The sequence below is a fragment of the Cytobacillus stercorigallinarum genome, from assembly GCF_014836495.1.
Taxonomy (GTDB): domain Bacteria; phylum Bacillota; class Bacilli; order Bacillales; family Cytobacillaceae; genus Cytobacillus; species Cytobacillus stercorigallinarum.
In genome coordinates, this window is record NZ_JACSQT010000001.1 from 305,850 (window position 1) to 332,110 (window position 26,261).

The window sequence follows — 26,261 nt, forward strand, 5'->3', positions numbered from 1 at the left end:
CATCCAGAGTGAAGATTGAGTTTGCAAGAAAAAAGGATTTTGCAAACTGATGTCGAATTTATTCCTACAATATGTATTGAGAATCAGAATGAGGCGAGCATACAGAATGGATCTGTTCTTGTCTTTCTTGAGGTGAACATCTTGAAATGAATAAAAGACAAAATGTAACGATGAAGGGCACGAAGGATGGGATTACACTCCATCTTGATGATGCATGCTCTTATGCGGAACTTAAAAAAGAATTAAATCATAAATTAATAGAGAGTAGTAAAAGTCAAGAGAATAAATTGATCTCTGTCCTTGTACATACAGGTAATCGCTATTTAACTTCTTCTCAAGAGGAAGAGATAAAAGAGTTAATCAGACAAAAGAAAAATCTTGTTGTGGAGTCTGTGCTTTCTAATGTTCTGACAAAGGATGAGGCTGAAAAGCAAAAGCAAGCAAACGAAATCGTTTCTATTACAAAAATTGTTCGTTCAGGCCAAGTGATTGAAGTCCCGGGGGATTTATTACTCATTGGTGATGTTAACCCTGGAGGAACAGTAAGAGCTGGTGGCAATATTTTTATTATGGGTGAGCTAAAAGGAATTGCACATGCGGGTTTCTATGGTAACCATGAGGCTGTGATCTCAGCTTCTATTATGAGACCGACACAGCTTCGTATTTGTGATAGCATCTCTCGTGCGCCTGATGAAAAACAAGATGAGAACAGTCGCGAAATGGAATGTGCTTATATGAATGAAGAGCGGAAAATCATTATCGACAGACTGCAAGTATTGGTACATGTAAGACCAAATATATCGAATTTGCAAGGGGGATTCTAGAGTGGGAGAAGCGATAGTCATTACATCCGGAAAAGGCGGCGTTGGTAAAACAACAACATCTGCAAATATTGGTACAGCATTAGCCCTGCAAGGAAAAAGAGTATGCCTTGTGGATACAGATATTGGGCTAAGAAATCTTGATGTTGTCATGGGCCTTGAAAACCGTATTATTTATGATTTAGTGGATGTAGTTAAGGGGCGTTGTAAGATGCAGCAAGCCCTTGTGAAGGATAAACGCTTTGATGATCTTCTTTATCTCCTGCCTGCGGCACAAACAAGTGATAAGAATGCGGTTGATCCGGACGAAATGAAAATACTAATTGACGATTTAAAGCAGGACTTTGATTACATTATTATTGATTGTCCAGCTGGTATTGAACAAGGTTATCGAAATGCAGTTTCAGGAGCGACTAAAGCGATTGTTGTTACAACACCAGAGGCAACAGCGGTTCGCGATGCCGATCGCATTATCGGCTTGTTAGAGCAAGAAGATCATATCGAACGTCCAAGGTTAGTTATTAATCGTATTCGACCACAACTCATGAAAAACCGAGATACGATGGATATTGATGATATTACGAGACATCTCGATTTGGAGTTATTAGGAATTGTGGCGGATAACGATCAAGTAATTCGAGCAACCAATCAAGGAGAACCAATCGCAATGGATCCAAATAATATTGCCTCCATTGCTTATCGAAATATTGCCCGGAGAATTCTTGGCGAGTCTGTACCACTTCAACAACTTCAAGAAGAGAATACCGGTGTTTTTACAAAGATAAAGAACTTCTTCAAAGTAAAATAAAAATGGAAATCCTTAGTGAGCTGTTGTCGCTAAGGATTTTTTAATCTTTCCCACAAGGGGTAAAACGCTATGGGAATATTCTAACTGCGAGTAAAAGCAGTAAAACTATCTGTCAAACACAAAAGACATAATGGGGAAAATTGTAAGAGTATTCATCGATAAACTAATAAATTATCATCAGCTAAAATTCCCTCTATTAAAACGCTACCCTTCTTCTTGTTGAAAGCACTCCAATGGCTAAAATATTTCATTTATTGTCATTCTTCCAACTGTTTCTATATGCCAGCACACCCTAAATAACTTCTCTCCTATCTATCTGTCATACTTAAAAACCTCTCGTCATAGACTTGTACAAATGATGATGAATAGGTGGGAAGTTAAGATGAGCTCAAGAGCTGATGATATAAGGAAACGGATGGCTAAGAGAAAAAAAGAGATGGAGAAGAATAAGCCTGTTCAAAAAAAATCGAAAAAGATGAATTGGTTGCAAGATGAGGAGAGGCATGGTTTTGATCAACTTCCCTCATATGATAGTCCACCTCCTAAACATTCAAATACGAATCACCCATTATTTAAAAAGGAAGTGTTTCTATTCAAAGTGCTCGTATCTGCCTGCTTATTTCTCATTGTGGCCATTATGTTTAAAAATGATGGAGCAATTTTTGAAAAGCCGAAAGCCTTTGTTGTAGAAGCAATGGATAAGAATTTTCAATTTGCCACTGTTATTAATTGGTATGAGGAACAATTTGGCCAATCCTTTGCCCTATTGCCAAAGCAGAAAGAGACCGAAGAATCTGTTGAGGAAGCGCAACCGAGCTTACCAGCAACAGGCAAGGTATTACAAGAGTTTGAGCAAGATGGTCAAAAAATTTCGATTGAAACAAACATAGGCGAAAAAGTAGAGGCTGCAAATGGAGGAGTCGTGGAATTTATTGGGGAAAAGCCCGGGTTTGGACAAACGGTTATCATCCAACATGCGGATCAAAGTCAATCTTGGTATGGCAATTTAGCTGAAATTGATGTGAAAGCATACGACTATGTTGAAAAGAGAGCAGAAGTAGGAGAGGCGGCTACGAAAGAGGATGGAAAAGGCTTGTTTTATTTTGCTATCAAAAAAGGGGATGACTTTGTTGATCCTTCGCAGGTGATTCCTTTTGAATAAATGGATCACACTATTGAAGCAAATACGTATCCATCCTTTACTCTGGTTGGTAGTCGGTTTAGCTATTATCACTTCTCATTTTAACGAGCTTTTTCTTTTACTATTGATTATTTTTGTACATGAAATAGGACATGCTGTGGCCGCACAGTTTTTTTCTTGGAGAATAAAAAGCATTGTGTTACTTCCATTTGGTGGTGTTGCAGAGATGGATGAACATGGGAATCGACCATTAAAAGAAGAGTTAATGGTGATTTTAGCAGGACCTTTACAGCATGTTTGGATGATTGCTGTTGCCTTCCTATGTTATGAATGGCAGTTAGTCACACCTGAGTTCTTTACATTATTTGTCCAGTATAATTTGATGATCTTACTCTTTAATTTGCTTCCGATTTGGCCGTTGGATGGTGGGAAATTAGTCTTTTTGTATTTGTCTTATTTTTATGCATTTGGTGAGGCACATAGAAAGGCGTTGCAACTGTCTATCTTTATGCTCATATTGTTTTTAATCGCGTCTCTTTGGATTCTCCCATTTAATATTAATATTTGCATCATCCTTGCATTCTTACTTTTTTCCTTATACTATGAATGGAAACAGCGCAGATATATATTTATGCGGTTCTTATTGGAACGATACTATGGGAAACATAGTGAGCTACGTAAATTAAAGCCAATAGTTGTTCAAGAATCTGAACCAATCATGAAAGTACTTGAGAAATTTCAACGTGGCTGTAAACATTCGATTATTGTTGAGACAGGGAACAAAGAAAAGAGTGTGCTAGATGAAAATGAGTTATTACATGCGTACTTTGCGGAAAAGAATGTGTCAGCTCAAATAAGTGACTTAGTGTATGTTTATTAGAATCGAGGAAAGAACAATTGAAAAGATTAGTGATCAATACAATCAATAGAGAAAAAAGATATGCCTTGCTCGATCAAGATGAAGTCGAAGAATTGTATATTGAACCTTCACAGCACGAAACAAGAGTAGGGAATATCTATTTAGGCATAGTTGAAAAGGTAATGCCAGGGTTAAATGCACTCTTTGTCAATATTGGTGAAGAAAAGAGTGGCTTTTTGCATAAGGATAAATTACAAAGTTATGCACTTGAAAATGATGATAAGAAGGAAAAACGTAACCTTTCTTCTTTTGTCCATCAAGGGGAAAGGTTACTTGTGCAGGTAGAAAAGGATCAAACGGGGACGAAAGGACCGAGGCTGACTGGGGTTATTGAATTGCAAGGCAATTATATGGTCTATTTGCCTTATGGGAACTATCTTGCTGTATCTAAGAAAATTACTGACCATAGTGTTCGAGAACATTTAAAGCAAAACTGTGCAAGGTTGTTAGAAGACAAGGAAGGGCTAGTGATTAGGACCGCTGCGAAAGATGTTGATATGGCTGTACTGGAAAAAGAATTAACACAATTGCGGGCAAAATATCAGCAGCTCTATTCCGCCTCTCTCTTGATAAAACGACCCGGTGTGGTTCAAACCGAAGATCAATTTCTACATAAATTACGTCAAGTCATACAGAAAATGAAGAGTGGGGAAGTAATTGTGGATGATGCTACTGTCAAAAAGGAGTTACAGCCTAAAGACAATGTCACATTTCACCTTCATACGGAGCAAGAAGCTATCTTTTCTGCCTATGGTCTTGAACGTGAAATCGAAAAAGCGTTAAAAAGAATGGTATGGTTAGATAATGGTGCATATTTGATTTTTGATGAAACAGAAGCGTTAGCCATTATTGATGTGAATACTGGGAAATTTTCTGGAAAACAGCAATTGCAAGATACGGTCTTACAAACAAATGAATTAGCGGCAAAGGAAGTAGCGAGACAAATACGTATTAGGGACCTAGCAGGAATGATCCTTATAGATTTTATTAGTATGGAAAAAGAGCAGGATAGAATCCATATTTTATCTGTTATGAAAGAGGCGCTAGCCGCCGATGAAAGACAAATAAAAGTAATCGGATTTACACCTCTTGGTATTTTACAATTGACGAGAAAGAAAACGAAGGTGTCACTTTCGGAAGCATTACAAGACAATTGTACAGTTTGTCATGGGACAGGTAAGGTATTGCGCGCAGAAACAGTTGCCTTTCGCTTAGAGAGAGAATTGTGGTCGTATCGGACCCGTGATGAGGAAGCGGTTCTTGTTCAGGTGACAAGGGATGTCGCTGCGATATACACTAAAGAGGAACTGCAACAATTAGAAGATAGTTGTGCGAAACACATTGTTTTCGAATTCATTGATCGTCCAAAGCCAAGCTATCAAATAAAAAGATTTGGTTCTGTGAAAGAAATGCAAGTGTAATCGTATTGACAGTACAGCATGTGTATGATAACATTTTGATGTTATGTTTGTAGCGCCCATGCTACAACCGCGCAGAAAAGGTTATTAAGATTCTGCTTTGCAGGACACCTGGGATGGCGAGTCTTAGTCTTAAGAGGAGGTGCAGTTATGTACGCAATTATTGAAACTGGTGGTAAGCAAATCCGTGTAGAAGAAGGTCAAACAATCTACATCGAAAAGCTTAACGCAGAAGCAGGCGAAACAGTTACTTTTGAAAAGGTTCTTTTCGTAGGTGGAGACAGTGTGAAAGTTGGAAGCCCAGTTGTTGATGGAGCTTCAGTTACGGCTAAAGTTGAAAAACAAGGTCGTGCGAAGAAAATCACTGTATTCAAATACAAAGCAAAGAAAAACTATCATAAGAAACAAGGTCACCGTCAACCGTACACTAAAGTTGTGATTGATAAAATCAACGCATAAGGTTGATGATTGATGATTGATGTAAGTATTCATCGTAATCGTTCTGGACTCATACAATCATTTGAAATAAGTGGTCATGCCCTGTTTGCTAATAATGGAGAGGACATTGTCTGTGCAGGTGTATCAGCTGTTTCAGTTGGATGCGTTAATAGCATCCATCAGTTAGCGGGAGTTACCCCGCAGATTCAAATGGAATCTGGACTATTATCCTGTATTCTTCCGAGCGATCTTGCTCAAGATATAGAAAAGAAAGTCCAATTATTGCTTGAGGGAATGGTTGTCTCATTGCAAACGATCGTTGAGAACTATCCGGAAAATATAAAAATAACCTTCAAACAGTAGGAGGTGGATTTCATGCTATTAAAATTAGATCTTCAGTTGTTCGCATCTAAAAAAGGAGTAGGTTCTACAAAGAACGGACGTGACTCAATCTCTAAGCGCTTAGGTGCTAAGCGTGCAGATGGTCAATTCGTTACTGGTGGTTCTATTCTTTACCGTCAACGCGGTACGAAAATTTACCCAGGTGTAAACGTGGGTAAAGGTGGAGACGATACTCTTTACGCGAAAGTGGACGGAGTTGTAAAATTTGAGCGTCTTGGACGTGACCGTAAGCAAGTTAGCGTATACCCTGCAGCTCAAGAAGCATAAGATTGAGTGGAGAACTCTAACCATTAATGGTTAGAGTTCTCTTCATGTCATTCATCCCACATATATCTCCTCAAACTGTCCTCTTTTGATAAAAGTCCGCATCTTTTTATGCAATTCTATTGAGGGAACCTTAAATATAGGGGCAGATTTAAAAATTCTTACCTTTCTTTTTGCTAGGGTACATACGTCTATGGGTTTTTTTTGTTATACTAACACCATATCAATGTAATGGCAGGGACCATAAAAGAAGATGTAGGAGTCAATTATGGAAAAAGATTGGGATATTGTTGAAGTGCTACGTCATGCAAGGCATGATTGGTTAAATAAAATACAACTAATTAAAGGCAATTTAAGCTTAAATAAGGTGGAACGGGCAAAAGAAATTATTGATGAAATTGTTGTGGAGGCGCAACAAGAGGCAAAGTTATCAAACCTACAAATGCCTCAATTTGCTTCACTTTTATTTACGTACAATTGGCAAAATCCAAAATTTCAATTAGAGTATGACGTTTATGAAGTATTCAAATGTGATCAACTGGATGATAAAAGTTTAACTGATTGGACAAGGTCTTTTTTCTCTTGCTTAAATGATGCTGTACAGCCATTTGCTGATAATCATTTATCTATATCAATTAATCCAGAAAAGCAGGGTGTCCGTTTCTTTTTTGATTTTAGTGGAACAATTATTTATATGCAGCAGATTCGCTTATTTTTACTAGAGCAATCAACAAGTATGGGGCTTACAGTGCGGCGCTTAATAGAAGATGAAATATCATTTGATTTCTTTGTTCTTTTTGAAGAGAAGTAAAGTGGATTTATTTAATAGTAAAAAGCTAGTCAGTAAAAGATAATATAAACAGCGAGAGTCAAGGGTGTTCATATTCATGTGCATCTTTTGAATAGGAGGAAGTAGATCTTATGTTTGTCGATCAGGTCAAGGTGTATGTAAAAGGTGGCGACGGTGGGAACGGAATGGTAGCCTTTCGTCGTGAAAAATATGTTCCTAAAGGCGGTCCTGCTGGAGGAGACGGTGGTAAAGGCGCGAATGTTGTCTTTATTGTTGAAGAAGGCTTAAGAACACTAATGGATTTTAGATATAAAAAACATTTCAAAGCAGAACGTGGCGAGCACGGAATGTCTAAAAATCAACATGGTAGAAACTCGAAGGACATGATTATAAAAGTACCGCCGGGAACTGTGGTTACTGATGCTGATACTGGTGAAGTAATTGCGGATTTAACGGAGCATGGCCAACAGGCAATCATTGCAAAAGGTGGCCGTGGAGGACGTGGCAATTCCCGTTTCGCAACTCCTGCCAACCCTGCACCGGAATTATCAGAACATGGAGAGCCAGGTCAAGAGAGAGAAGTTATGCTTGAATTGAAATTGCTTGCAGATGTGGGGCTAGTTGGATTCCCGAGTGTTGGTAAGTCGACTTTACTTTCTGTCGTTTCTGCAGCTAGGCCGAAAATTGGAGCGTATCATTTTACGACAATCGTTCCTAATCTGGGTATGGTAGAAACAGAAGATAATCGTAGTTTTGTCATGGCTGATTTACCTGGGTTAATTGAAGGTGCTCATTCAGGAGTGGGTCTTGGCCATCAATTTTTAAGACATATTGAGCGTACACGCGTAATTGTACATGTGATTGATATGTCAGGAATGGAAGGCAGAGACCCGTACGAAGATTATGTGACAATCAATAATGAATTACAGGAATATAATTTGCGTCTAACAGAACGCCCACAAATTATTGTAGCGAACAAGATGGACATGCCTGATGCAGAAGAAAACTTAGCGGCATTCAAGGAGCAGCTTGAAGAAGAGTATCCAATTTTTCCGATTTCTGCTGTTACAAGGTCTGGTTTACGTGAGCTACTATTTGCGATTGCAGATAAAGTAGAAGAAACACCAGAATTCCCACTTGAGCATGAAGAAGAGGATACAGGTGTTCACCGTGTACTTTATAAACATGAAGCAGATCAAGTTGAATTTACGATTACAAGGGATTCAGCTGGTGACTTTATCGTGTCTGGTGATGCAGTTGAGAAATTGTTTAAGATGACTGATTTTAGTAGAGACGAATCGGTTAGACGTTTCGCCCGTCAGTTAAGAGGAATGGGTGTAGATGAAGCATTACGCGAAAAAGGTGCAAAAGACGGAGATATCGTCAAGTTATTAGATTATGAATTTGAATTTATTGACTAACCTTAAAATATCAATGAGGTGAAAGATGAAACAGGATAAATTAGATAAAAAATTCTTCCTTGTCCGAGAAGATGTATTGCCTGAGGCTATGAAAAAGACTTTGGATGCAAAAGAAATGATTGAAAGAGGAAAAGCAGAGTCTGTCTGGGACGCTGTCCATAAAGTAGATTTGAGTCGTAGCGCATTTTATAAATATCGCGATACTGTTTTTCCTTTTCATACAATCGTGAAAGAAAGAATTATTACATTGTTTTTCCATTTGGAGGATCGCTCGGGCACATTGTCACAGTTATTAAGTATTGTGGCTGGATCAGGTTGTAATGTATTAACCATCCACCAAACCATACCGATTTTAGGTCGGGCCAATGTCACCCTATCACTAAATGTTGCTGATATGGCAGTAGGAATCGATCATTTATTATCCGATTTAAGGAAACTAGAATTCGTAGATAAAGTAGAAGTATTAAGTTCAGGCGCATGAGTTAAAACTCATGCGTCTTATTCTTTCTAAAAAAAGGATTACTACCTAAATGAATAACGAACAGCTTAGTAAGATGAAAATAGGTGAAGTGACAAACATACATGTATGAACCTTAGGTAAGTCAAAGCGTAGGTGCTCAATCATCGACATGCCAAATAAACGATCTCGATTATAAAAGGGAAGATATCTTATAAAAAGATAAAAAACCTCTTTTACATCCATAAGCTAAAGTGTTAAAGTATAGTATAATGAGTATTTTCATAATTCAAATTTGTTGTGGCTACATAGAATGAAGCTACTGATGGAAGGTGTACACAATGAAAAAAATAGGCTTCTTAGGACCAGTTGCTACTTTTACTGATATAGCCGTTCGCGGGTTATTTCCAGAAGATAAAGCAATTCCACAAGCGACCATTCCTGCTTGTTTAGACTCTTTAGCGAATGATGAAATTGATTTAGCAGTTGTACCAATTGAAAATGCTTTAGAAGGATCAGTTAATATTACTTTAGATTATTTAGTTCATGAGGCACTTTACCCAATTGTGGGTGAAATGACAATCCCTATTAGACAACATTTACTCATTCACCCTAGTCAAAAACTAGAAGATATTCAAACAGTATATAGCCATTCTCATGCGATTGCACAATGCCATCGTTTCCTACATTCGACTTTAAAAGATGTGGAACTTGTTAATATGACATCAACGGCTGCAGCTGCAAAATATGTAAGTGAACATCCTGATGAAAAGGTTGCTGCTATAGCCAATGCGTTAGCAGCAGAAGAATATCATTTAACCATTGCTCACCAAGATATTCATGATTTTTCACATAATCATACACGGTTTATTGTAGTGGCAAAGCAAGATTGTCACCTGAAGACAGCGCAAAAGTCAAAAGGATATAAGACAACTGTTATGGTCTCGTTACCTGATGATCGTGCTGGAGCACTTCACCAAGTGCTATCTGCCTTTTCATGGAGAAATTTAAATTTATCAAAAATCGAGTCAAGGCCAATGAAAACAGGATTAGGGAATTATTTCTTTATTATTGATATCGACCAGAAAATAGATGATGTCCTTATTCCGGGCGTCAAGGCGGAATTAGAGGCATTAGGCTGCAAAGTGCATATTTTAGGCAGTTATCCTTCCTATCAACTCGGGAAAATAGAAGAATTGACTCATAAATGAGAAAAAAGAAAGTAGTGCGGTATGCGCTACTTTCTTTTTTATAAAGTACCATTTCCTAATATTATGAATCTATTTCAATAAGAAATCCTGATTTTTTCAATGCTTCTTCTGCTTCGTCCAGCTTTGCTTCACTGCTGCTCGTAATCGTGTGTAGATGAATGCCACCTGTTAATTCTGATAAATAACTAGATTGAGTAGAATGTATTTTCTTCATAAACTGTTTCACTTCTTTGCGGTCAGAAACCATAATGGAAGCTGTTAAATCACCATATACTGGATGTTCGATTGTGACATCTTTTACTGTGACGCCATGATCAACAAGCAAATTTAGCTCTTCTTCTGTTTGTTCAGGTGAATGGTTACTAGCTATTGTTCTTGTCGCCACCGGATGTGGTGAGGTATGATTTAACCTTAAATATCCTTGGCTTGTGGCAATAATCGGTTCGTTTCTTGCTTTTAACAAGGTAATATCACCGACTATTACTTGTCTGCTTACATGATACTTAGCGGCTAGTTCACTACCTGTAATAGGCTCTTCTCTTTCCTTCAATAATTGTAGTAGTCTCATCCTTCTGTCTTCTCCAAGCACCTTTTTTTGTCCGCTCATTCTTAATCCCCTCTACTATAACGATAATCAATAATTTTACCATAAGAAACCAGAATAAATAAAGTTATCCCATGTTTTCCTTTAGTGTAGCTAGAAATTCGGCAAGTGCGATTAATTGTTCTTTCGAGGTTTCTGTTCCAGTGGATATTCTGAAAAATTCTTTCGCTTCTTTGCCACTAACCCTGATGGCAGACATGGCCTTGGATGGTATTTGCGCGTTTGCTGCACAAGCACTACCAGTCGCAATGCAATATCCTTTTCGGTTCGCTTCTAACATCACATACTGTCCTTCAATTCCAGGTATGCGCATCCCTATAGTAGATGGGATTTGTCTATCTTTCGGTGCCTCATAAATAATAGAGTCAAAATGGTCACAATGAGTGATAAAAGCTTGGCGAAGGATTTGTGCATGCGCTCTTGTTTGTTTCCATGTTTTTATGCTTTCATCTGCAGCTATTGTCATAGCAACGATAGCTGGTAGATTGACTGTACCTGGCCTCAATCCTTTTTCATGTGAAGTATTAGGTAGTAAGCCACTAATAGGATGTCCTGGATGAATATAAGCAAAACCTGTTCCTTTTGGTCCGTAAAATTTATGGGCAGATATAGCAAGGCTATCAACGGCCTGGCTTACATAAGTGAGATCGACTTTCGCAAAGGAATGGACACAATCACAATGAAGCAAGATTTGATGAATTTTACATAATCTACTGATTTCCTCGATTGGTTGTATTGAACCAAGTTCGCTATTGGCATGTTGGATAATAGCAAGAATGGTATCTTGCCTAATAGCAGCTGCGAATTGTTTACAATCAATTTGACCGTTATGATCAAATGGTAAATAAGTGACTTCATAACCATTGCTTTCTAGAATGGCCAAAAAATTAGAAATGGAAGAATGCTCTGCTAGAGTTGTAATAATATGTCCTTTTGTATTCTTTAATGTTAAAAGCGATTGGATACAAATAAGGTTACTTTCTGTCCCTCCACTCGTAAAATAAATGCCATCACTCGGAACATGTAGAAATGAAGCTAGCGTCAAACGGCATTGTTCCAGTAAATCATGTGCTCGACTCCCTATATCATGAAAACTTGCTGTGTTTCCATAGAATTCAGTGGCAGTTCTTACATATGCATCCGCCGCTTCTTTTGATAAGGGGCAAGTGGCGGCATAGTCTAAGTAAATCATAAATGGCCTCAGTCCTTCGTTTCTGATAGAAGGAGATGGATTATGGCTGATCCATCATCCTCTATATTTATTTCTAGTAAAGGTTTTTACTTAATTATTACAAGAAGGGAAATAAATAATTGATAAAACTCTTGTCATCAGTTTAAATCTGTGTAAATATAGGTGTCAAGACATATGTTAATTTAACCTGAATAGTTTACTGTCAGGAGGATCATAATGAAGAGTTTAGATGTGGTTATTATTGGGAGTGGTTTGGCTGCTCTTCAATTAGCACAAAAATTACGTAGTGATTTGCATGTGATAATTATCACAAAGTCAGATGTGAGAAGGAGTAATTCTTATTTAGCACAAGGAGGAATTGCTGCTTCGCTCAGTAAAGAGGATGATTGGGCACTCCATTTGCAAGATACATTGGATGCTGGGTGCTATCACAATGAGGAACAGGTTGTGGCATCTTTAACAAAGGAAGCGCCTGATTTAATTCATGAGTTAAATGCACAAGGTTTCCCATTTGATGAGAATACAAACGGGCAATTATCACTAGGGTTAGAAGGAGCCCATAGTAAAAAAAGAATTGTGCATAGTGGTGGCGATGCAACGGGGAAGCATCTTATTGATTTTATGATTAATCAATTACCTAAACATGTGGAAGTAATAACTGATGCATTTGTTTATGAGCTCCTCGTTAAAAGTAAAATTTGCTACGGCGTAAAAATAAAAAAAGAAGACCAAAACCATATCATTTTCGCCAAACATGTTGTTTTAGCAACTGGTGGGTGCGGTCAGTTGTTTCAATATACGTCTAATAGTTCTGTTGTTACTGGTGATGGTTTAGCTCTTGCGCATCGAGCTGGAGCTATATTAACGGATCTTGAATTTATTCAATTTCATCCGACTTTATTATTCGTGGATGGTGAAGCGAAAGGTCTTATTTCTGAAGCTGTTCGTGGGGAAGGTGGCGTTTTAGTTGATGAGCAAGGATATCCAATAATGAAGGGGATTCACCCACTTGAGGATTTAGCACCAAGGCATATTGTTGCTCAAACAATTTATAAAACAATGAAGCAAGGTAAGAAAGTGTATGTAAATATTCAGCAGGTGGCACAATTTTCTACTAGATTTCCGACCATTAGTAAATTATGTGAAGCCAATGGTATTCATCTCGAGGATCAATTAATACCTGTATCGCCTGGTGCCCACTTTCTGATGGGTGGGGTCAAGACGAATGATGCTGGTGAGACATGTATTGCTCATCTTTATGCAATTGGGGAAGTGGCAAGGACGGGTGTGCATGGAGCAAATCGTTTAGCTAGTAACTCTCTTTTAGAAGGTTTGTATTTTGGTAAAAAAGTGGCTCAGCAAATTAATATGAGTAAGAACATCTCCGTTGAAAGAAGCAATTTTCGGTTTGAAATGAAAAAAGAGAATATCCAAGAAAGATTACCAGCAAAAGAAGATATTCAAACACGGATGATGGAATATGTCGGCATAGTAAGGAATAAGACCAACTTACAAAAGCAGTTACGTTATCTCAATCATTATCATCTCCCGCAATCATTAGATCATTTATCACAAGAGGAAATTGAAATCGTTTTTATGATGGAAATATCAAGATGCATGACTAAATCTGCCCTCATACGGACTGAAAGTAGAGGGGGACATTTTCGTGAAGACTTTCCTATTGAAGTGGAAGAATGGTTGAAAAAAGAAATTAAGCATGAAAAGAAAGGTGAACATGATGAATATAGTGAAACTTCGCAAGCAATTAGAGCATTACTTCATTGAAGACATTGGAGAAAGAGATTTAACAACAGAATTGATCTTTGGAGAACATGAAAAAGGCACAATTACTTTTCTAGCGAAAGATACAGGTGTGTTTTGCGGTAGAGAGGTTGTAACTACAGGCTTTCTCTTATTATCGAATGAATGCCATTTTAAATTCTTTAAAAAGGAAGGTGAGTGTTTTAATCAAGGGGAGGTATTGCTAAAAGTGTATGGTCCAATCTCAGCACTTTTAAAAGGAGAACGTGTAATTTTAAATTTAGTGCAACGAATGAGCGGCATTGCTACGAAAACAAAAAAAGCGGTGGATTTATTAAATAGTACACATACTCGCATTGTCGATACGAGAAAAACGACACCTGGATTAAGGATGCTTGAGAAATATGCAGTTCGAACAGGCCGTGGTTATAATCATCGCTACGGATTATATGATGCGGTCATGATTAAAGATAATCACATAAGCTTTGCAGGCTCGATAAAGAAAGCAGTAGAAAGAGTGAAGTCACAAGTTGGACATATGGTTAAGATAGAAGTCGAAATCGAAAGTTTAGCGCAATTAAATGAAGCGATTGCTGCGGGTGCAGATGTCATTATGTTTGATAATCGTACACCTGATGAAATAAAAGATTGGATTGCTTATGTGCCGAAAGGTGTTGTAACAGAGGCATCAGGAGGTATTCAATTAGAAGAACTTCATGCATATGGGCAAACAGGCGTGGATTACATCTCGCTTGGTACTTTAACACATTCAGTTACCGCACTCGATATTAGTGTGAAGATGTCTGTGAAAGAGGAGGAGAAACAGCATGAATCTATTTGACACAGTTGAAAAACAGACGATTATACCAGATAAGTATCGTTCGTTAACTAACGAGCAGTTAGAAAATATAGTGAGGCGAGTAAAGATTGGATTTGGAGAAAAGCTATATATTCCAGGTCATCATTATCAAAAAGATGAAGTGATACAATTTGCTGATAGCACAGGTGATTCATTAAAATTAGCACAATTATGTGCGGAGAATACACAGGCGGAGTTTATCGTGTTTTGCGGTGTACATTTTATGGCTGAAACAGCCGATATCTTAACAACAAAAAATCAAAAAGTCTATTTACCAGATATGAGAGCGGGCTGTTCCATGGCTGATATGGCTAATATCCATCAAACGGAAAGAGGATGGGAACTATTAACTGAACGATTTGGGGAAACAATTTTACCACTTACTTATGTAAATTCAACCGCTGCCATTAAGTCATTTGTTGGTGAACATGGTGGGGCAACTGTTACTTCTTCTAATGCAGAAGAAGTGGTGAAGTGGGCGCTCCAACAAAAGGAGCGAATTTTGTTTTTGCCGGATCAGCATCTTGGCAGAAATACAGCTTATAAGTTAGGGATTTCTTTAAATGAAATGGCAGTCTGGGATCCGATTCAACATAGATTAGCATTTGATGGAGAATATGAGCAAGTCAAAGTAATTTTGTGGAAAGGCCATTGCTCGGTGCATGAGAATTTTACAGTAAGGAACATTGAAGATATAAGAAAAAACTATCCTGAAATGAAAATCATTGTTCATCCAGAATGTAGAAGAGAAGTTGTTGAACGTTCCGATATGGATGGTTCAACGAATGCGATTATTCAGGCAATCGAAAAGAGTGAGCCAGGGTCTCAGTGGGCGATTGGTACAGAGATGAACTTAGTAAACCGTCTCATTCAATCACATCCAGATAAACAAATCGTTTCATTAAATCCACATATGTGTCCATGTATGACAATGAATCGGATTGATTTAATGCATTTAGCGTGGAATTTAGAAATGTTAGAGAAGGGCGAACCTATCAATCAAATCAAGGTTGATGATCAAATCGCAGCAGATGCAAAAAAAGCTTTAGCACGTATGTTGGTATTAAAATAGATTGGAAATACGGCTACCTTTCATTAGGTAGTTTTTTTCTGGAAAAAAATAAGATGGTAAACCATTTTTAGGATCGGTGAAATTTTCATTAAAATATTCCTTTTTAGGTGCATTCATATAATGTTTATCATAATTTTTATGATTTCTGCATAAGTTTTTTTGAAGATTATTAGCAATTTGCCCATTCCTTCATAGAATATATGGACTCGTCGAAAAGTAGGTATGAGCCCGCACCTATTTATTGGTGTTAGGCAGCTACTTTTTATCCCGATTCGTTATAATCATTGATGGTATAAAGCTCTCATCAATGAAAGTTTGTTTTGTATAGGAGGGAACCAGCGTGAAGATCCATATTGTTCAAAAGGGTGATACCCTATGGAAGATTGCGAAGAAGTACGGCGTGAATTTTGAAGAGCTTAAAAAGATGAATACTCAGTTAAGTAACCCTGATATGATCATGCCAGGTATGAAAATTAAAGTACCAGGCACGGGAGGAATGGTTAAGAAAGAAGCACCATTATCAGGAACAAAGATTAACGTAGGCTCTAAAAAAGAAATGCCAAAAGAGATGCCAAAAGAACAGGTAAAGAAAGAAGAAGTGAAAAAAGAGGCAGTAAAAAAAGAAGTAAAAAAACCGTATAAACCTAAAATGCCTAAACAAATCCTGCCGGATATCGATATAAACAACTACTATATGATGAATTTTGAAAAACAAAAACCATTAAAACCTGTTCAGGAGCAAAAACCGTTAAAGCCTGTGCAAGAACAAAAGCCACTAAAACCTGTTCAAGAGCAAAAGCCATTAAAGCCTGTTCAAGAGCAGAAACCGTTAAAACCAGTGCAAGAGCAAAAGCCATTAAAGCCTGTACAGGAGCAAAAGCCATTAAAGCCAGTAGAAGAACAGAAACCATTGAAACCTATGCCGCAATTACCAAAAAAACCAATCAATATCTTACCTAAGTCGACTGAGTCAGCCAAAGCTCCTTCTCCTAAAGGAAAGGAGCAAATCCAAGGAGGTTATGATCAACTTATGTATCCTTATAACCCAAATATGTTCCAGCCTGGAATGCAACAGCCTTATTATCCCCAAAATCAAGGAGCTTACAACCCTTATCAGCAACAAGGTATGGTAGCGGGTGTAGAGAGTCCGAATTATCATGAAGAAAGTTCTGCCTATTTGGCACCATATCAAAATCAACAACAAGCACAGCTGTCGCCACAAGTAGGAGGTATGTACAATCAGCAAGCACAACTGCCACCACAAGTAGGAGGTGCTTATGATCAACAAGCACAACTGCCACCACAAGTAGGAGGTGCTTATGATCAACAAGCGCAACTGCCACCACAAGTAGGAGGTGCCTATGATCAACAAGCGCAACTTCCGCCACAAGTGGGTGGTGCTTACGATCAGCAAGCACAACTGCCACCACAAGTGGGTGGTGCTTATGATCAGCAATTACCGTTACAACCGGCTTACATGATGCCGGCCATGCAGCAACCTTGCTATCCATGCCCGCCACCATGTCCACCACCATGCCCACCACATCATATGATGCATCATGGTGGAATGCCGTTTTATCCGCAGGTGCAAGGTGTGAGTGAGTCAGGGGAACAATTACCGTTAAGCCCAAGCCAAAGTCAAATGCCATTGCCTCCAACTGTAGCAGGTACGCAAGATTGTGGATGTGGAGGCCCGCAATATCAAGCACCGATGAATCAAGGTTTTGGCTATCCTTATGGTCCGATGCCGCACCATGGTTTCCCAACTGGTTATGCACCAATGGGTGGTGCCCAACCGTTTGGTATGCCAAGAGGCTATGAAGAAAGCAGCGACTTCGAAGGATAATATAAAAGGAGACGATGAACATAATCGTCTCCTCTCCTATTTACAAAAACAAATACCATGGACCATATGGGAAATCAAACAAATTAGGCAAAATGTTTTTAAAGTGGAGACAGATCACGAACCATTTATATTAAAAGGATTTCGTTCATTTCATAAGTTTAAGCTTCAAGAAACATTTACCTCTTCATTAATAAAAGAGGGATTTGTTCGTACTTATTCCTTTCTTCCTTTAGCAAAAGATCCACCGTTATTTTTTGAAGGAATTTATTTTGGGTGCTTATTTTATATTTCCCCTTCTGAAGAGCCTTTTACTTATCAAAAAGAAATCGATCGTAAAGAAGGGTTAGATCTCATTGAGAAATTTCATCATATCTCAAAAAAGTTAAAGGATCGTTATGTCACATTACTGCCTCCATACCATCAGCGAGAAAAATGGAGAATTCGGACAGTGCAATTCAAAAAAAATAAAAGTATTGTAAAGTATTTCTTGCCAAAAGAGATGATGGCAGAATACTTAGCATGGGCAGAATGGTCTTTAACAGGTATGAGGGAAAATGAAGATTCTTTAGAAACGAATCAAGTAGTACTTCACGGTGATGTGGCGCATCATAATATGATTCGCGATGATCGTAACCAATTATTTTTAATTGATTTTGACTTGATATCCATTGGCCAAAAGGAATCGGATTATTTACAGTATGCTAACAGAATTCTACCCACGCTTGATTGGGAACTAAATGAATTGGAGAAGTTTCCTCAATTAAAGGAGCTTACTACTAGTAAACAATATCTGTATGCTCTCTCTTTTCCAACTGATGTCTTTCGAGAATGGAATAGGTGTATTCGAGAGAGAAACTATATTTTTCCAGAGAAAATGCGACCATTACTATCTTTAACCATCGAGCAATTTCAGAAAAGGAAATTATTTGTGGAAGAGCTGAAAAAAAGAATAGATGGATAAATCTAATTTGTATGACCTCCCCTGATTTTTGCAAAATAGTAAAGAGATGAAAAATCTCTAATATTACCTGTGGGGGGTATGTGCATGCAAAGGAAGATTTTATTTGTCCCTTTTGCTGTTGTAATGTCGATGAGTTTAGCTGCCTGTGGTACGAATAATCATGCAAGTGATACGACACATGAGAACCGGACAGTACCGATTGGTTATTATACGAATGAACAGCATAATCAAAAATCAAAAATAAAGCTATTAAATGATGATGATGGTGCAGTAACTGAGTGGATGGATCATTCTCTAGGAGATGAAACGGGTACAACAAGAGATGGGAAATTCAGCAAAACAGATGTCAATTATAATGGCCATATTGAGTATAATCATGAACCTAGGTCTAACTATTATCAATCCTATGAAGGAGAATTAGTCGGAAAAGTAATCCGTCATGCAGAACAAGTAGAGCAAGTAAAAGAAGCGAAAGCAGCAGAGCATGACGGGAAGATTGTAATTGCTTTAAGACTAAATAAAGATGCGGATGTAAAACAAGTTGAACAAGATGTTTTTTCAAAGGTAAAATCCTTTGTTGGCGAGAGAAAGGTGAGAATTATAACGAACGAAAGTCAATTCTATCGCCTTTCCATCATTGATAATGATATAAAAGCCGGTCTCCCTATGGAAAAAATAAATGAGAATATTGATGAAGTCTTTTATTCAAAGTAATCAATATCAATGACGCACGAACAAATTTGTAAAATAAATTTGTTCGTGTATTTTTTTTGTTTGATACAAGTCCTATGAAATGCTCAATGGAGCCTATGCGTATAAGGAAGAAAAAAGTGGAGAAAATATCAGTATGAAGAGTTGGATATACTTGGTGAAGGAGGGGCAATAATGAAGAAATTAAGTGCTACAACCTTAATTATCTTACTCATCACTTTTCCCTTTAGTATTCATAATAATAGCGTCCAAGCTGTAAGTAATGGAAAAGAATCCCTAACAAACACAGAGATTGAACCAGAACAAATAGATATTATATTAGAAAGAGAATATATTGATGGAGAAATTAGTCAGGAGCGAGTGCGTGAAACGATATGGTCTTTTGAAGATTTATGGGCAAAATACGATGAGTGGCAATTAATGGATATGAAAAAAGGGGAAATGGTTTTTCGGCAACAAGTAAATGATATTTCGCCATTATTAAAAGCAAATGGATATTTTGGCATTTCTGAAGATGGTGTGCTCACCATTTTTAATGGCAAACCAAGAAAGGCGCAAATTATACAATCGTTCTTTTCTATTGATTTAGGAAAGCTTGAAAGTAAAAAATGTGAACAATTGAAACAAGGGATTCCAATTAAGTCAAAAAATGATTATATGGAAGTTTTAAAATCTTTTAGCGGCTATTCTTTATAAATGACTGTAGCGACCTTTTAAAGGGTCGCTATTTTGAAGTAGTAAAAGTTTATTCTGCTTTAAAGTAAGGAAAATAAAGAATGATAGCAATTTTAAAAATATAAATAAATAGGCTAATCCGTATACTTACAAGTTGTAATGTAACTTAATTTTTGATAACATACAATTAAGTTACATTAAAATTTCTAGGAGGAAATCCTGTGGAGTTTGTGGATCCGATTAAGGATATAGAAGACATTAACAAAATTAAAGCAGAATTAAGATTGCATTCACAAAGGGATGTACTCCTGTTTGTCTTAGGGATTAATACAGGGATAAGAGTGAGTGATTTATTATTTTTAAAGGTTAAAGATTTATGGGAGGAAGAAGGCTTAAAAGAATTTTTATATATTAAGGACGAAAAGAATGGTGAATCTCGTGCATTTTATTTAAATAACAGCATTTTGAAAGAACTAGGTTCTTATATGAAGTTATTTAAATTAAATGACAACGATTATTTATTTAAATCTAAAAAGAACGAACAACCTATTACGAGGCAACAAGCTTACCGTATCATTAACCAAGCAGCAAAAAAGGTTGGTGTACAAGGGAAAATTGGTACGCATACTTTAAGAAAAACTTTTGGTTACCATGCCTATCGGAAGGGAATTGCCATTTCCATTCTAATGAATATATACAATCACCATACTCCTGCTGAAACATTAAGGTATATTGGTGTTGATAAATGCGAAAAACAGCTAATCAAAGTAGATGTCAATTTATAAAAAAACACCTCCATATAATTGGAGGCGTTAAGAGGAGAGAACGGATTATTTTTCATCGTCCTCGTCAAATTCAGGAGCCATATCAACATTTTTGAAATCTTTTATGACATCTTCTGTACATTGAACCTGTAGTGTTTTTTTATCTTTCATAAACTTAAACACACCATTATTAAAATCGGTACCGAGATCTTTAAAGAATATACCTTCATATTCTACATCATTTGAATATTTGAAAGTAAGTCGATAATGGTCCCCATCCTTAATCAGGTAAGCACGAACACCTTTTTCAAAATGACCTTCTTCATCTTTTAATGATCGTGATACTGAAATAATATGCAGGTCGACAAAAGGTACTTCTCTTAATAGAGAGTTAATAATAGACCCTTTTGCAATTTGCTCCCAGCGGCTTTGTGCCGTTTGCCCAAGAATGATTTGTGTTATATTTTTTTCGCGAGCGACATCAGCAATAACTTTGGAAACAGGCCTTCTTTCATTATCTTTTAAAATGAAAGCATCAGCACTGTGCATTTCAGCTAATTGCTGCCATTTTGTAATATAATGAGACTTCTCTGCATCCATATCATCAAAAGGCTTAGGGTCAATCGTTAAAATATATAGAGGGCAATCCATCATGTTTGCAATTTTGCATCCACGCTGAATAAGTCTTTCACCATTTGGTCCATAGTAGACGCAAACTAATATGCTTTCGTCCATACGTCCTTTAATTTTTTTCATGTTTTGTCACCTCGAAATAGATGTGAAATTCATAAAAATTTACATTTAATATCAATAAACTATGTATGACTATATCCTATGCGAATGAAACAGTCAATTAAAAAATGAAATTTCATGAATTCTGCCATTTTTGAAATGTGGCAAGATAGTTAGAAACATTATTTTCCCCTAATTAAAACATTAATGTAATGGATAAATTAACATAAGACAAAATAAGTTTGTCACCCCATTTTTTGAAAAAGTTTTTGTCATTAACATTCACAGTCATTTCAGGAGGAGGGACTACGGTTGACGATATTGCACATCATGATTTTAATTCCATTTGTTTTTGCGATTTTTGTCCCATTGTTTTATAAATATTTCAATAAAAGATTGCATACAGGTTGGTTTGTAATTCTTATCCCTATTATTATATTCGTTTATTTGCTGCAATTAATTCCTAAGATTGCCTCAGGCGCAACAATATACGAAACGATCCCATGGATTCCCTCATTTGGTATTAATTTAGATATGTATGTAGATGGGTTAAGTTTAATCTTTGGCTTACTTATCACGGGTATTGGTGCACTCGTTATCTTATATTCGATATATTATTTATCAAAAGAAAAAGAAGCGCTTCACAATTTTTATGTGTATTTACTACTCTTTATGGGAGCGATGCTAGGACTTGTATTCTCAGATAACATACTTGTTCTATACGTTTTCTGGGAATTAACGAGTATTTCATCTTTCTTATTAATTGCTTATTGGTATGAAAGAGAAAAATCCAGGTATGGCGCTCAAAAATCGATGTTGATTACGATTTTTGGTGGCTTAGCGATGTTATCTGGTTTTATTATGCTATCGATGATAACGGACACGTATAGCATTAGAGAAATGTTTGCTATGAGTGAAACAATCATTGCGCATGATTTATTCTTGCCAGCGATGATATTAATCTTACTAGGTGCTTTTACAAAGTCAGCACAGTTTCCTTTTAGTATTTGGTTACCTGATGCAATGGAGGCGCCTACACCAATTAGTGCTTATTTGCATTCAGCAACAATGGTAAAAGCAGGGATTTATTTAGTGGCAAGATTAACCCCTATATTTGGTGGTACAGCGGAATGGTTTTGGATAATCTCTACAGTTGGTTTAATTACGTTATTGTACGGTTCATTCAACGCTGTGAAACAAATTGATTTAAAAGGTTTACTGGCATATTCCACTATCAGCCAATTGGGAATGATAATGAGCTTGCTTGGAATTGGATCAGCCGCCCTTTATTTCGGTTACGGAAATGAAGCTGCTATGTATGCAGCAGCGATTACAGCAGCTATCTTCCATATGATTAATCACTCTACATTTAAAGGTGCCTTATTTATGGTAGTGGGTATCGTTGACCATGAAACCGGTACGCGTGATATTAGACGTCTGGGTGGTTTAATGACTGTAATGCCTATCACATTTACAGTTGCCTTAATTGGTTCATTTGCCATGGCAGGTCTACCACCGTTTAATGGTTTTTTAAGTAAGGAAATGTTTTTTGCATCTGTAGTTAAAGTAATGGAAATGGATGCATTTAATATGGAAACATTAGGTGTACTGTTTCCAATTATCGCTTGGGTTGCGAGTATATTTACCTTTATATACAGTATGATTCTTGTCTTTAAGACATTTAGAGGGAAATATAAACCAGAGCGTTTGGAGAAAAAGGCGCATGAAGCTCCAATAGGTATGCTAATTGCCCCTATCATTCTTGCTTCATTGGTCATTGTCATTTTCTTCTTCCCAAATGTGATTGCAGATTTACTGTTAGTCCCAGCAGTAGCAGCTATTCTACCATCTTTAATGGAAGAGAATGTACTTGAAATCCATATATCGGCTTGGCATGGTTTCTCTGCTGAGTTATATATGACAATCGGCGTTGTTGTTATAGGGACAATCATGTATCTTACGTTAAAGAAGTGGACAAAAGTGTATCGACTGTACCCGCAAAACTTAACGATCAATGCACTCTATAATAATGGATTAGAATCGTCGCAACGTATTGCTGCAAGTATAACGAATAAATACATGACGGGTTATACGCGTGATTATCTTGCTTATATATTCACATTCTTTGTTCTATTAATTGGTGGAACATTAATTGTTTCGAATTCAATAACAATTGATTTAACGAACGATGCACCAGTTAATATTTTTGAAATGGCGATTATTTTATCTATGTTAGTAGCGGCATTTACTGTTTTGTTAGCAAAATCGAGATTGACCGCAATCATCTCTCTCGGAGTTTTAGGCTATTTGGTCTCGCTGTTCTTTGTTATCTTCAGAGCACCGGACTTGGCGTTAACTCAACTTGTTGTTGAAACGGTTACAACAGCATTATTCTTACTTTGCTTTTTCCATTTACCAAAATTTAAAGAGCAAACAAAGAAGCAAAAGAAAGGGGTTCCATTCAAGCCTTTGAATTTAATTATATCAATCGCAGTCGGAGCGGTGGTAACAGTATTCGCGTTATCGGCAAATGGTACCCAAATCTTTGAACCAATTGCTAGTTATTATGAGGATTCATATGAATTAGCAGGTGCGAAAAACATCGTTAATGCGATATTAGTCGATTTCAGAGGTATTGATACGATGTTAGAGATTTTTGTGTTATGTATAGCTGCACTGAGCGTATACACAATGATTAAATTACGATTATCAAGGAGGGAGAAATAATGAAAAAGCCTAATGATATTATTTTAAGGGCTGTAACGAATGTTGCAGTAGTCATTATTCTTACCTTTGCTGTTTACTTGTTTTTTGCCGGACATCACAATCCAGGAGGCGGATTTATTGGAGGGCTTGCTTTCGCAGCAGCTCTCACGCTCTTGTTTTTAACATATGATATTAATTCAATTAGAGCGAACTTTCCGTTCGACTTTAAAGTTTTAACAGCTGTTGGTGTGCTTATAGCAGTATTAACAGGAGTGGGAGGAATCTTATTTGATCAGCCTTTCCTATTCCAAGCTTTTGATTATTTCGATTTACCAATATTCGGGAAAACGGAATTGGCGACAGCTGTGCTCTTTGATATAGGTGTAGCTTTAGCTGTTATTGGAACAGCGATGGTAATTATTATGACGATTAGTGAGGATCGATAATATGGAAACGATAATGTCGATTCTAGTTGGAGTTTTGTTTACAATCGGTACGTATTTAATTTTAACGAAGAGCTTGATAAGAATTATTTTAGGAACGTCGATTATCAGTCATGGGGTCCATCTACTTATCCTTACGATGGGTGGTTTGAAGAGTGGTGGACCACCATTGCTAGGAATAGGTACAACAACCTTTACGGATGCACTTCCTCAAGCTCTTATTTTGACTGCTATTGTTATCAATTTTGCAACGACCGCCTTGTTCCTTGTGTTGAGTTACCGAGCCTATCAAGAACTAGGAACCGATAACACAGCAGAAATGAGAGGTGATGAGAATGAATAACTTAGTTATAATGCCGATCATTGTACCTCTTATTATTGGTTTAGTGATGGTGATATTTAGACAACGTATATTATTTCATAAAATTTTTAGTGTACTAACCCTTATTGCCACTGGAGTTATTTCTGGCGTTTTAATGTATCAGGTGAAATATGATGGGATTCAAACATTACAATTAGGTGGCTGGGAAGCGCCATTTGGTGTCAGTATGGTAGCTGACATGTTTTCTGGATTGCTATTATTAACAACAAGTATTGTAGGGTTATTTTGTCTTATTTTTGCTTTTGGCTCTATAGGTGAGGATAGAGAAAGGCATTACTTCTATCCATTGTTTCTCTTCTTAATTACCGGCGTGAATGGCTCTTTTCTCACGGGAGATGTTTTTAATTTATTCGTTTGTTTTGAAGTAATGTTAATCTCTTCCTATGCCCTTATTACCTTAGGAGGAGAGAAGAAGCAATTAAGAGAATCCATTAAATATGTTTTGATTAATCTTCTTGCTTCTTTTCTCTTCTTAGTAGCTGTAGCGTATTTGTATTCAGTGACGGGGACAATTAATATGGCTCATTTAGCTGAGCGTGTAAGTGAAGTAGGTCAAAGCGGCATTATTACCGCTGTAGCGATGATGTTTTTATTTGTCTTTAGTTTAAAGGCTGCTTTATTTTTATTCTTCTGGTTACCAGGGTCATATAGTGCACCGCCGACAGCAGTAGCAGCAATTTTTGCAGCATTATTAACGAAGGTTGGTATTTATGCTATCTTTAGATTCTTTACGTTGATTTTTCATCATCAACCAGAAGTGACTCATTTGATTATTGGTATTATGGCAGCTATCTCCATGTTGTTTGGCGCCATTGGAGCGATTGCCTTTAATGATATTAAGAAAATCTTAACGTACAACGTCATCGTTGGTGTTGGTTTTATCCTAGCAGGGCTAGCGACTTATACAAGTGAAGGTTTGACGGGATCCATATACTATTTAATTCATGATATGGTGATAAAAGCGGTCATCTTTCTTATTGGTGGTGTGATCATTGCCCTTGTAGGTACAAGTAAATTGAATGATATAAGTGGTCTTATAAAAACACATCCTTATCTTGGATGGATGTTCTTTGTCGTTGCACTTTCCATATCGGGTATCCCTCCATTGAGCGGCTTTATTGGAAAAGTGTATATAACTGAAGGCACCTTTGAGGTTGGCTATTATTGGCTTGGTGCAATCGGGTTAATAACGAGTTTAATGGTACTCTTTTCGGTAATGAAGATATTTATGAATAGTTTTTGGGGAGAGACAATTCTATCAGAAGACATGGAAAAGAGTAGTACAAAGGGCGTCATGTTTCCGATAGTAGCACTCGTTGTTCTAACTATCGGCCTTGGGATAGGGGCTGAAGGGTTATATGATTATGTGAATATTGCTGTAGAATCTTTAATGAATCCGTCATCTTATATTGAGGCTGTTTTATTAGGATATAGCGATTAATATCATTCTATTTGAAAGGATG

Annotated in this window: 26 protein-coding genes, 1 pseudogene and 1 other annotated feature; of the genes and pseudogenes, 24 read left to right on the plus strand and 3 right to left on the minus strand. The window is 37.1% G+C overall.

Going from position 1 to position 26,261, the window contains the following annotated elements; translation table 11 throughout:
* The first annotated feature begins 146 nt into the window (after positions 1-146).
* From minC to pheA, 12 genes are all read left to right on the plus strand, one after another.
* Complete coding sequence (gene minC / locus H9655_RS01460; protein ID WP_191810204.1) at positions 147-824, plus strand: septum site-determining protein MinC; 678 nt, start codon at positions 147-149, stop codon at positions 822-824.
* A 1-nt stretch (position 825) separates the two neighbouring features.
* Positions 826-1,629: a septum site-determining protein MinD gene (minD, locus tag H9655_RS01465; protein WP_191810206.1), complete on the plus strand. Its 804-nt coding sequence runs from the start codon at positions 826-828 to the stop codon at positions 1,627-1,629.
* A 382-nt stretch (positions 1,630-2,011) separates the two neighbouring features.
* Entirely contained in the window at positions 2,012-2,791 is a 780-nt protein-coding gene (locus H9655_RS01470; RefSeq protein ID WP_191810208.1) for a M23 family metallopeptidase, read from the plus strand.
* Positions 2,784-3,650: a M50 family metallopeptidase gene (locus tag H9655_RS01475; RefSeq protein WP_191810210.1), complete on the plus strand. Its 867-nt coding sequence runs from the start codon at positions 2,784-2,786 to the stop codon at positions 3,648-3,650. The genes H9655_RS01470 and H9655_RS01475 overlap by 8 nt, the downstream gene beginning before the upstream one ends.
* Positions 3,651-3,667: 17 nt before the next feature.
* The gene (locus H9655_RS01480) at positions 3,668-5,110 is read left to right on the plus strand and encodes an Rne/Rng family ribonuclease (protein ID WP_191810212.1); all 1,443 of its coding nucleotides are present in this window, start codon (positions 3,668-3,670) and stop codon (positions 5,108-5,110) included.
* 55 nt (positions 5,111-5,165) lie between these two features.
* Positions 5,166-5,244, plus strand: a sequence feature (ribosomal protein L21 leader region).
* A 13-nt stretch (positions 5,245-5,257) separates the two neighbouring features.
* Positions 5,258-5,566, plus strand: a complete 309-nt coding sequence (rplU, locus tag H9655_RS01485) for a 50S ribosomal protein L21 (protein WP_095372409.1) — start codon at positions 5,258-5,260, stop codon at positions 5,564-5,566.
* Between the two features lie 12 nt (positions 5,567-5,578).
* Positions 5,579-5,908 (plus strand): ribosomal-processing cysteine protease Prp, encoded by a 330-nt coding sequence (locus H9655_RS01490; protein WP_191810214.1) that lies wholly within the window; start codon positions 5,579-5,581, stop codon positions 5,906-5,908.
* 12 nt (positions 5,909-5,920) lie between these two features.
* Entirely contained in the window at positions 5,921-6,214 is a 294-nt protein-coding gene (gene rpmA, locus H9655_RS01495; protein WP_191810216.1) for a 50S ribosomal protein L27, read from the plus strand.
* A 265-nt stretch (positions 6,215-6,479) separates the two neighbouring features.
* Positions 6,480-7,022: a Spo0B C-terminal domain-containing protein gene (locus H9655_RS01500; protein WP_191810218.1), complete on the plus strand. Its 543-nt coding sequence runs from the start codon at positions 6,480-6,482 to the stop codon at positions 7,020-7,022.
* Between the two features lie 110 nt (positions 7,023-7,132).
* On the plus strand, positions 7,133-8,422 hold the full coding sequence (obgE, locus tag H9655_RS01505; RefSeq protein WP_191810220.1) for a GTPase ObgE: 1,290 nt from the start codon (positions 7,133-7,135) through the stop codon (positions 8,420-8,422).
* Positions 8,423-8,447: 25 nt separating this feature from the next.
* Positions 8,448-8,903: an ACT domain-containing protein gene (locus H9655_RS01510; RefSeq protein WP_095372413.1), complete on the plus strand. Its 456-nt coding sequence runs from the start codon at positions 8,448-8,450 to the stop codon at positions 8,901-8,903.
* 317 nt (positions 8,904-9,220) lie between these two features.
* Positions 9,221-10,090 (plus strand): prephenate dehydratase, encoded by an 870-nt coding sequence (pheA, locus tag H9655_RS01515; RefSeq protein ID WP_191810222.1) that lies wholly within the window; start codon positions 9,221-9,223, stop codon positions 10,088-10,090.
* A gap of 61 nt (positions 10,091-10,151) precedes the next feature.
* Here the strand turns inward: pheA and H9655_RS01520 are convergent, their stop codons facing one another.
* Both H9655_RS01520 and H9655_RS01525 read right to left on the minus strand, forming a co-directional pair.
* Complete coding sequence (locus H9655_RS01520; RefSeq protein ID WP_191810224.1) at positions 10,152-10,697, minus strand: transcription repressor NadR; 546 nt, start codon at positions 10,695-10,697, stop codon at positions 10,152-10,154.
* A 64-nt stretch (positions 10,698-10,761) separates the two neighbouring features.
* Positions 10,762-11,886 carry an IscS subfamily cysteine desulfurase gene (locus H9655_RS01525; RefSeq protein WP_191810227.1) on the minus strand — a complete coding sequence of 375 codons (1,125 nt, stop codon included), beginning with the start codon at positions 11,884-11,886 and terminating at the stop codon, positions 10,762-10,764.
* 216 nt (positions 11,887-12,102) lie between these two features.
* Here H9655_RS01525 and nadB point away from each other — a divergent pair, with 216 nt between their 5' ends.
* The 8 genes and pseudogenes from nadB (at position 12,103) to H9655_RS01565 (ending at position 20,556) form a co-directional block, all read left to right on the plus strand.
* The gene (gene nadB / locus H9655_RS01530) at positions 12,103-13,671 is read left to right on the plus strand and encodes an L-aspartate oxidase (protein WP_191810229.1); all 1,569 of its coding nucleotides are present in this window, start codon (positions 12,103-12,105) and stop codon (positions 13,669-13,671) included.
* On the plus strand, positions 13,625-14,488 hold the full coding sequence (gene nadC, locus H9655_RS01535) for a carboxylating nicotinate-nucleotide diphosphorylase (RefSeq protein WP_191810230.1): 864 nt from the start codon (positions 13,625-13,627) through the stop codon (positions 14,486-14,488). Before nadB ends, nadC begins: the two co-directional genes overlap by 47 nt.
* Complete coding sequence (gene nadA, locus H9655_RS01540) at positions 14,475-15,578, plus strand: quinolinate synthase NadA (RefSeq protein ID WP_191810232.1); 1,104 nt, start codon at positions 14,475-14,477, stop codon at positions 15,576-15,578. Before nadC ends, nadA begins: the two co-directional genes overlap by 14 nt.
* A 340-nt stretch (positions 15,579-15,918) precedes the next feature.
* Positions 15,919-16,062 (plus strand): annotated as a pseudogene (safA, locus tag H9655_RS22965) (SafA/ExsA family spore coat assembly protein); the annotation flags it as partial.
* A 1,333-nt stretch (positions 16,063-17,395) separates the two neighbouring features.
* Positions 17,396-18,385 (plus strand): phosphotransferase, encoded by a 990-nt coding sequence (locus H9655_RS01550; protein WP_191810237.1) that lies wholly within the window; start codon positions 17,396-17,398, stop codon positions 18,383-18,385.
* Between the two features lie 84 nt (positions 18,386-18,469).
* Positions 18,470-19,099, plus strand: coding sequence for a YhcN/YlaJ family sporulation lipoprotein (locus H9655_RS01555; RefSeq protein WP_191810240.1), 630 nt, complete (start codon positions 18,470-18,472; stop codon positions 19,097-19,099).
* Between the two features lie 171 nt (positions 19,100-19,270).
* The gene (locus H9655_RS01560) at positions 19,271-19,792 is read left to right on the plus strand and encodes an intercompartmental signaling factor BofC (protein ID WP_191810242.1); all 522 of its coding nucleotides are present in this window, start codon (positions 19,271-19,273) and stop codon (positions 19,790-19,792) included.
* A 200-nt stretch (positions 19,793-19,992) separates the two neighbouring features.
* Positions 19,993-20,556, plus strand: coding sequence for a tyrosine-type recombinase/integrase (locus tag H9655_RS01565; RefSeq protein ID WP_191810244.1), 564 nt, complete (start codon positions 19,993-19,995; stop codon positions 20,554-20,556).
* A 45-nt stretch (positions 20,557-20,601) separates the two neighbouring features.
* Here the strand turns inward: H9655_RS01565 and H9655_RS01570 are convergent, their stop codons facing one another.
* Complete coding sequence (locus tag H9655_RS01570; RefSeq protein WP_191810246.1) at positions 20,602-21,291, minus strand: universal stress protein; 690 nt, start codon at positions 21,289-21,291, stop codon at positions 20,602-20,604.
* Between the two features lie 288 nt (positions 21,292-21,579).
* Between H9655_RS01570 and H9655_RS01575 the strand changes: the two genes are divergently transcribed.
* From H9655_RS01575 to H9655_RS01590, 4 genes are read left to right on the plus strand one after another with little or no spacing between them, the layout of a single operon-like run.
* Positions 21,580-23,994 carry a Na+/H+ antiporter subunit A gene (locus H9655_RS01575; RefSeq protein ID WP_191810248.1) on the plus strand — a complete coding sequence of 805 codons (2,415 nt, stop codon included), beginning with the start codon at positions 21,580-21,582 and terminating at the stop codon, positions 23,992-23,994.
* Complete coding sequence (locus H9655_RS01580) at positions 23,994-24,419, plus strand: Na(+)/H(+) antiporter subunit B (protein ID WP_191810250.1); 426 nt, start codon at positions 23,994-23,996, stop codon at positions 24,417-24,419. Before H9655_RS01575 ends, H9655_RS01580 begins: the two co-directional genes overlap by 1 nt.
* A gap of 1 nt (position 24,420) precedes the next feature.
* The gene (locus H9655_RS01585) at positions 24,421-24,759 is read left to right on the plus strand and encodes a Na(+)/H(+) antiporter subunit C (protein WP_191810252.1); all 339 of its coding nucleotides are present in this window, start codon (positions 24,421-24,423) and stop codon (positions 24,757-24,759) included.
* The gene (locus H9655_RS01590; RefSeq protein ID WP_191810254.1) at positions 24,752-26,239 is read left to right on the plus strand and encodes a Na+/H+ antiporter subunit D; all 1,488 of its coding nucleotides are present in this window, start codon (positions 24,752-24,754) and stop codon (positions 26,237-26,239) included. Before H9655_RS01585 ends, H9655_RS01590 begins: the two co-directional genes overlap by 8 nt.
* Positions 26,240-26,261 lie beyond the last annotated feature (22 nt).

Bases quoted from the DNA above. Each gene is read 5' to 3' on its own strand.
- nadB (WP_191810229.1), top strand. From the start codon at position 12,103: ATGAAGAGTTTAGATGTGGTTATTATTGGGAGTGGTTTGGCTGCTCTT.
- H9655_RS01570 (WP_191810246.1), bottom strand. From the start codon at position 21,291: ATGAAAAAAATTAAAGGACGTATGGACGAAAGCATATTAGTTTGCGTC.
- H9655_RS01510 (WP_095372413.1), top strand. From the start codon at position 8,448: ATGAAACAGGATAAATTAGATAAAAAATTCTTCCTTGTCCGAGAAGAT.
- H9655_RS01470 (WP_191810208.1), top strand. From the start codon at position 2,012: ATGAGCTCAAGAGCTGATGATATAAGGAAACGGATGGCTAAGAGAAAA.
- H9655_RS01500 (WP_191810218.1), top strand. From the start codon at position 6,480: ATGGAAAAAGATTGGGATATTGTTGAAGTGCTACGTCATGCAAGGCAT.
- H9655_RS01585 (WP_191810252.1), top strand. From the start codon at position 24,421: ATGGAAACGATAATGTCGATTCTAGTTGGAGTTTTGTTTACAATCGGT.
- H9655_RS01560 (WP_191810242.1), top strand. From the start codon at position 19,271: ATGAAGAAATTAAGTGCTACAACCTTAATTATCTTACTCATCACTTTT.
- H9655_RS01490 (WP_191810214.1), top strand. From the start codon at position 5,579: ATGATTGATGTAAGTATTCATCGTAATCGTTCTGGACTCATACAATCA.
- pheA (WP_191810222.1), top strand. From the start codon at position 9,221: ATGAAAAAAATAGGCTTCTTAGGACCAGTTGCTACTTTTACTGATATA.
- minC (WP_191810204.1), top strand. From the start codon at position 147: ATGAATAAAAGACAAAATGTAACGATGAAGGGCACGAAGGATGGGATT.
- H9655_RS01555 (WP_191810240.1), top strand. From the start codon at position 18,470: ATGCAAAGGAAGATTTTATTTGTCCCTTTTGCTGTTGTAATGTCGATG.
- H9655_RS01520 (WP_191810224.1), bottom strand. From the start codon at position 10,697: ATGAGCGGACAAAAAAAGGTGCTTGGAGAAGACAGAAGGATGAGACTA.
- H9655_RS01590 (WP_191810254.1), top strand. From the start codon at position 24,752: ATGAATAACTTAGTTATAATGCCGATCATTGTACCTCTTATTATTGGT.
- H9655_RS01580 (WP_191810250.1), top strand. From the start codon at position 23,994: ATGAAAAAGCCTAATGATATTATTTTAAGGGCTGTAACGAATGTTGCA.
- H9655_RS01550 (WP_191810237.1), top strand. From the start codon at position 17,396: ATGAAGAAAGCAGCGACTTCGAAGGATAATATAAAAGGAGACGATGAA.
- obgE (WP_191810220.1), top strand. From the start codon at position 7,133: ATGTTTGTCGATCAGGTCAAGGTGTATGTAAAAGGTGGCGACGGTGGG.
- nadC (WP_191810230.1), top strand. From the start codon at position 13,625: ATGAATATAGTGAAACTTCGCAAGCAATTAGAGCATTACTTCATTGAA.
- rplU (WP_095372409.1), top strand. From the start codon at position 5,258: ATGTACGCAATTATTGAAACTGGTGGTAAGCAAATCCGTGTAGAAGAA.
- rpmA (WP_191810216.1), top strand. From the start codon at position 5,921: ATGCTATTAAAATTAGATCTTCAGTTGTTCGCATCTAAAAAAGGAGTA.
- H9655_RS01525 (WP_191810227.1), bottom strand. From the start codon at position 11,886: ATGATTTACTTAGACTATGCCGCCACTTGCCCCTTATCAAAAGAAGCG.
- nadA (WP_191810232.1), top strand. From the start codon at position 14,475: ATGAATCTATTTGACACAGTTGAAAAACAGACGATTATACCAGATAAG.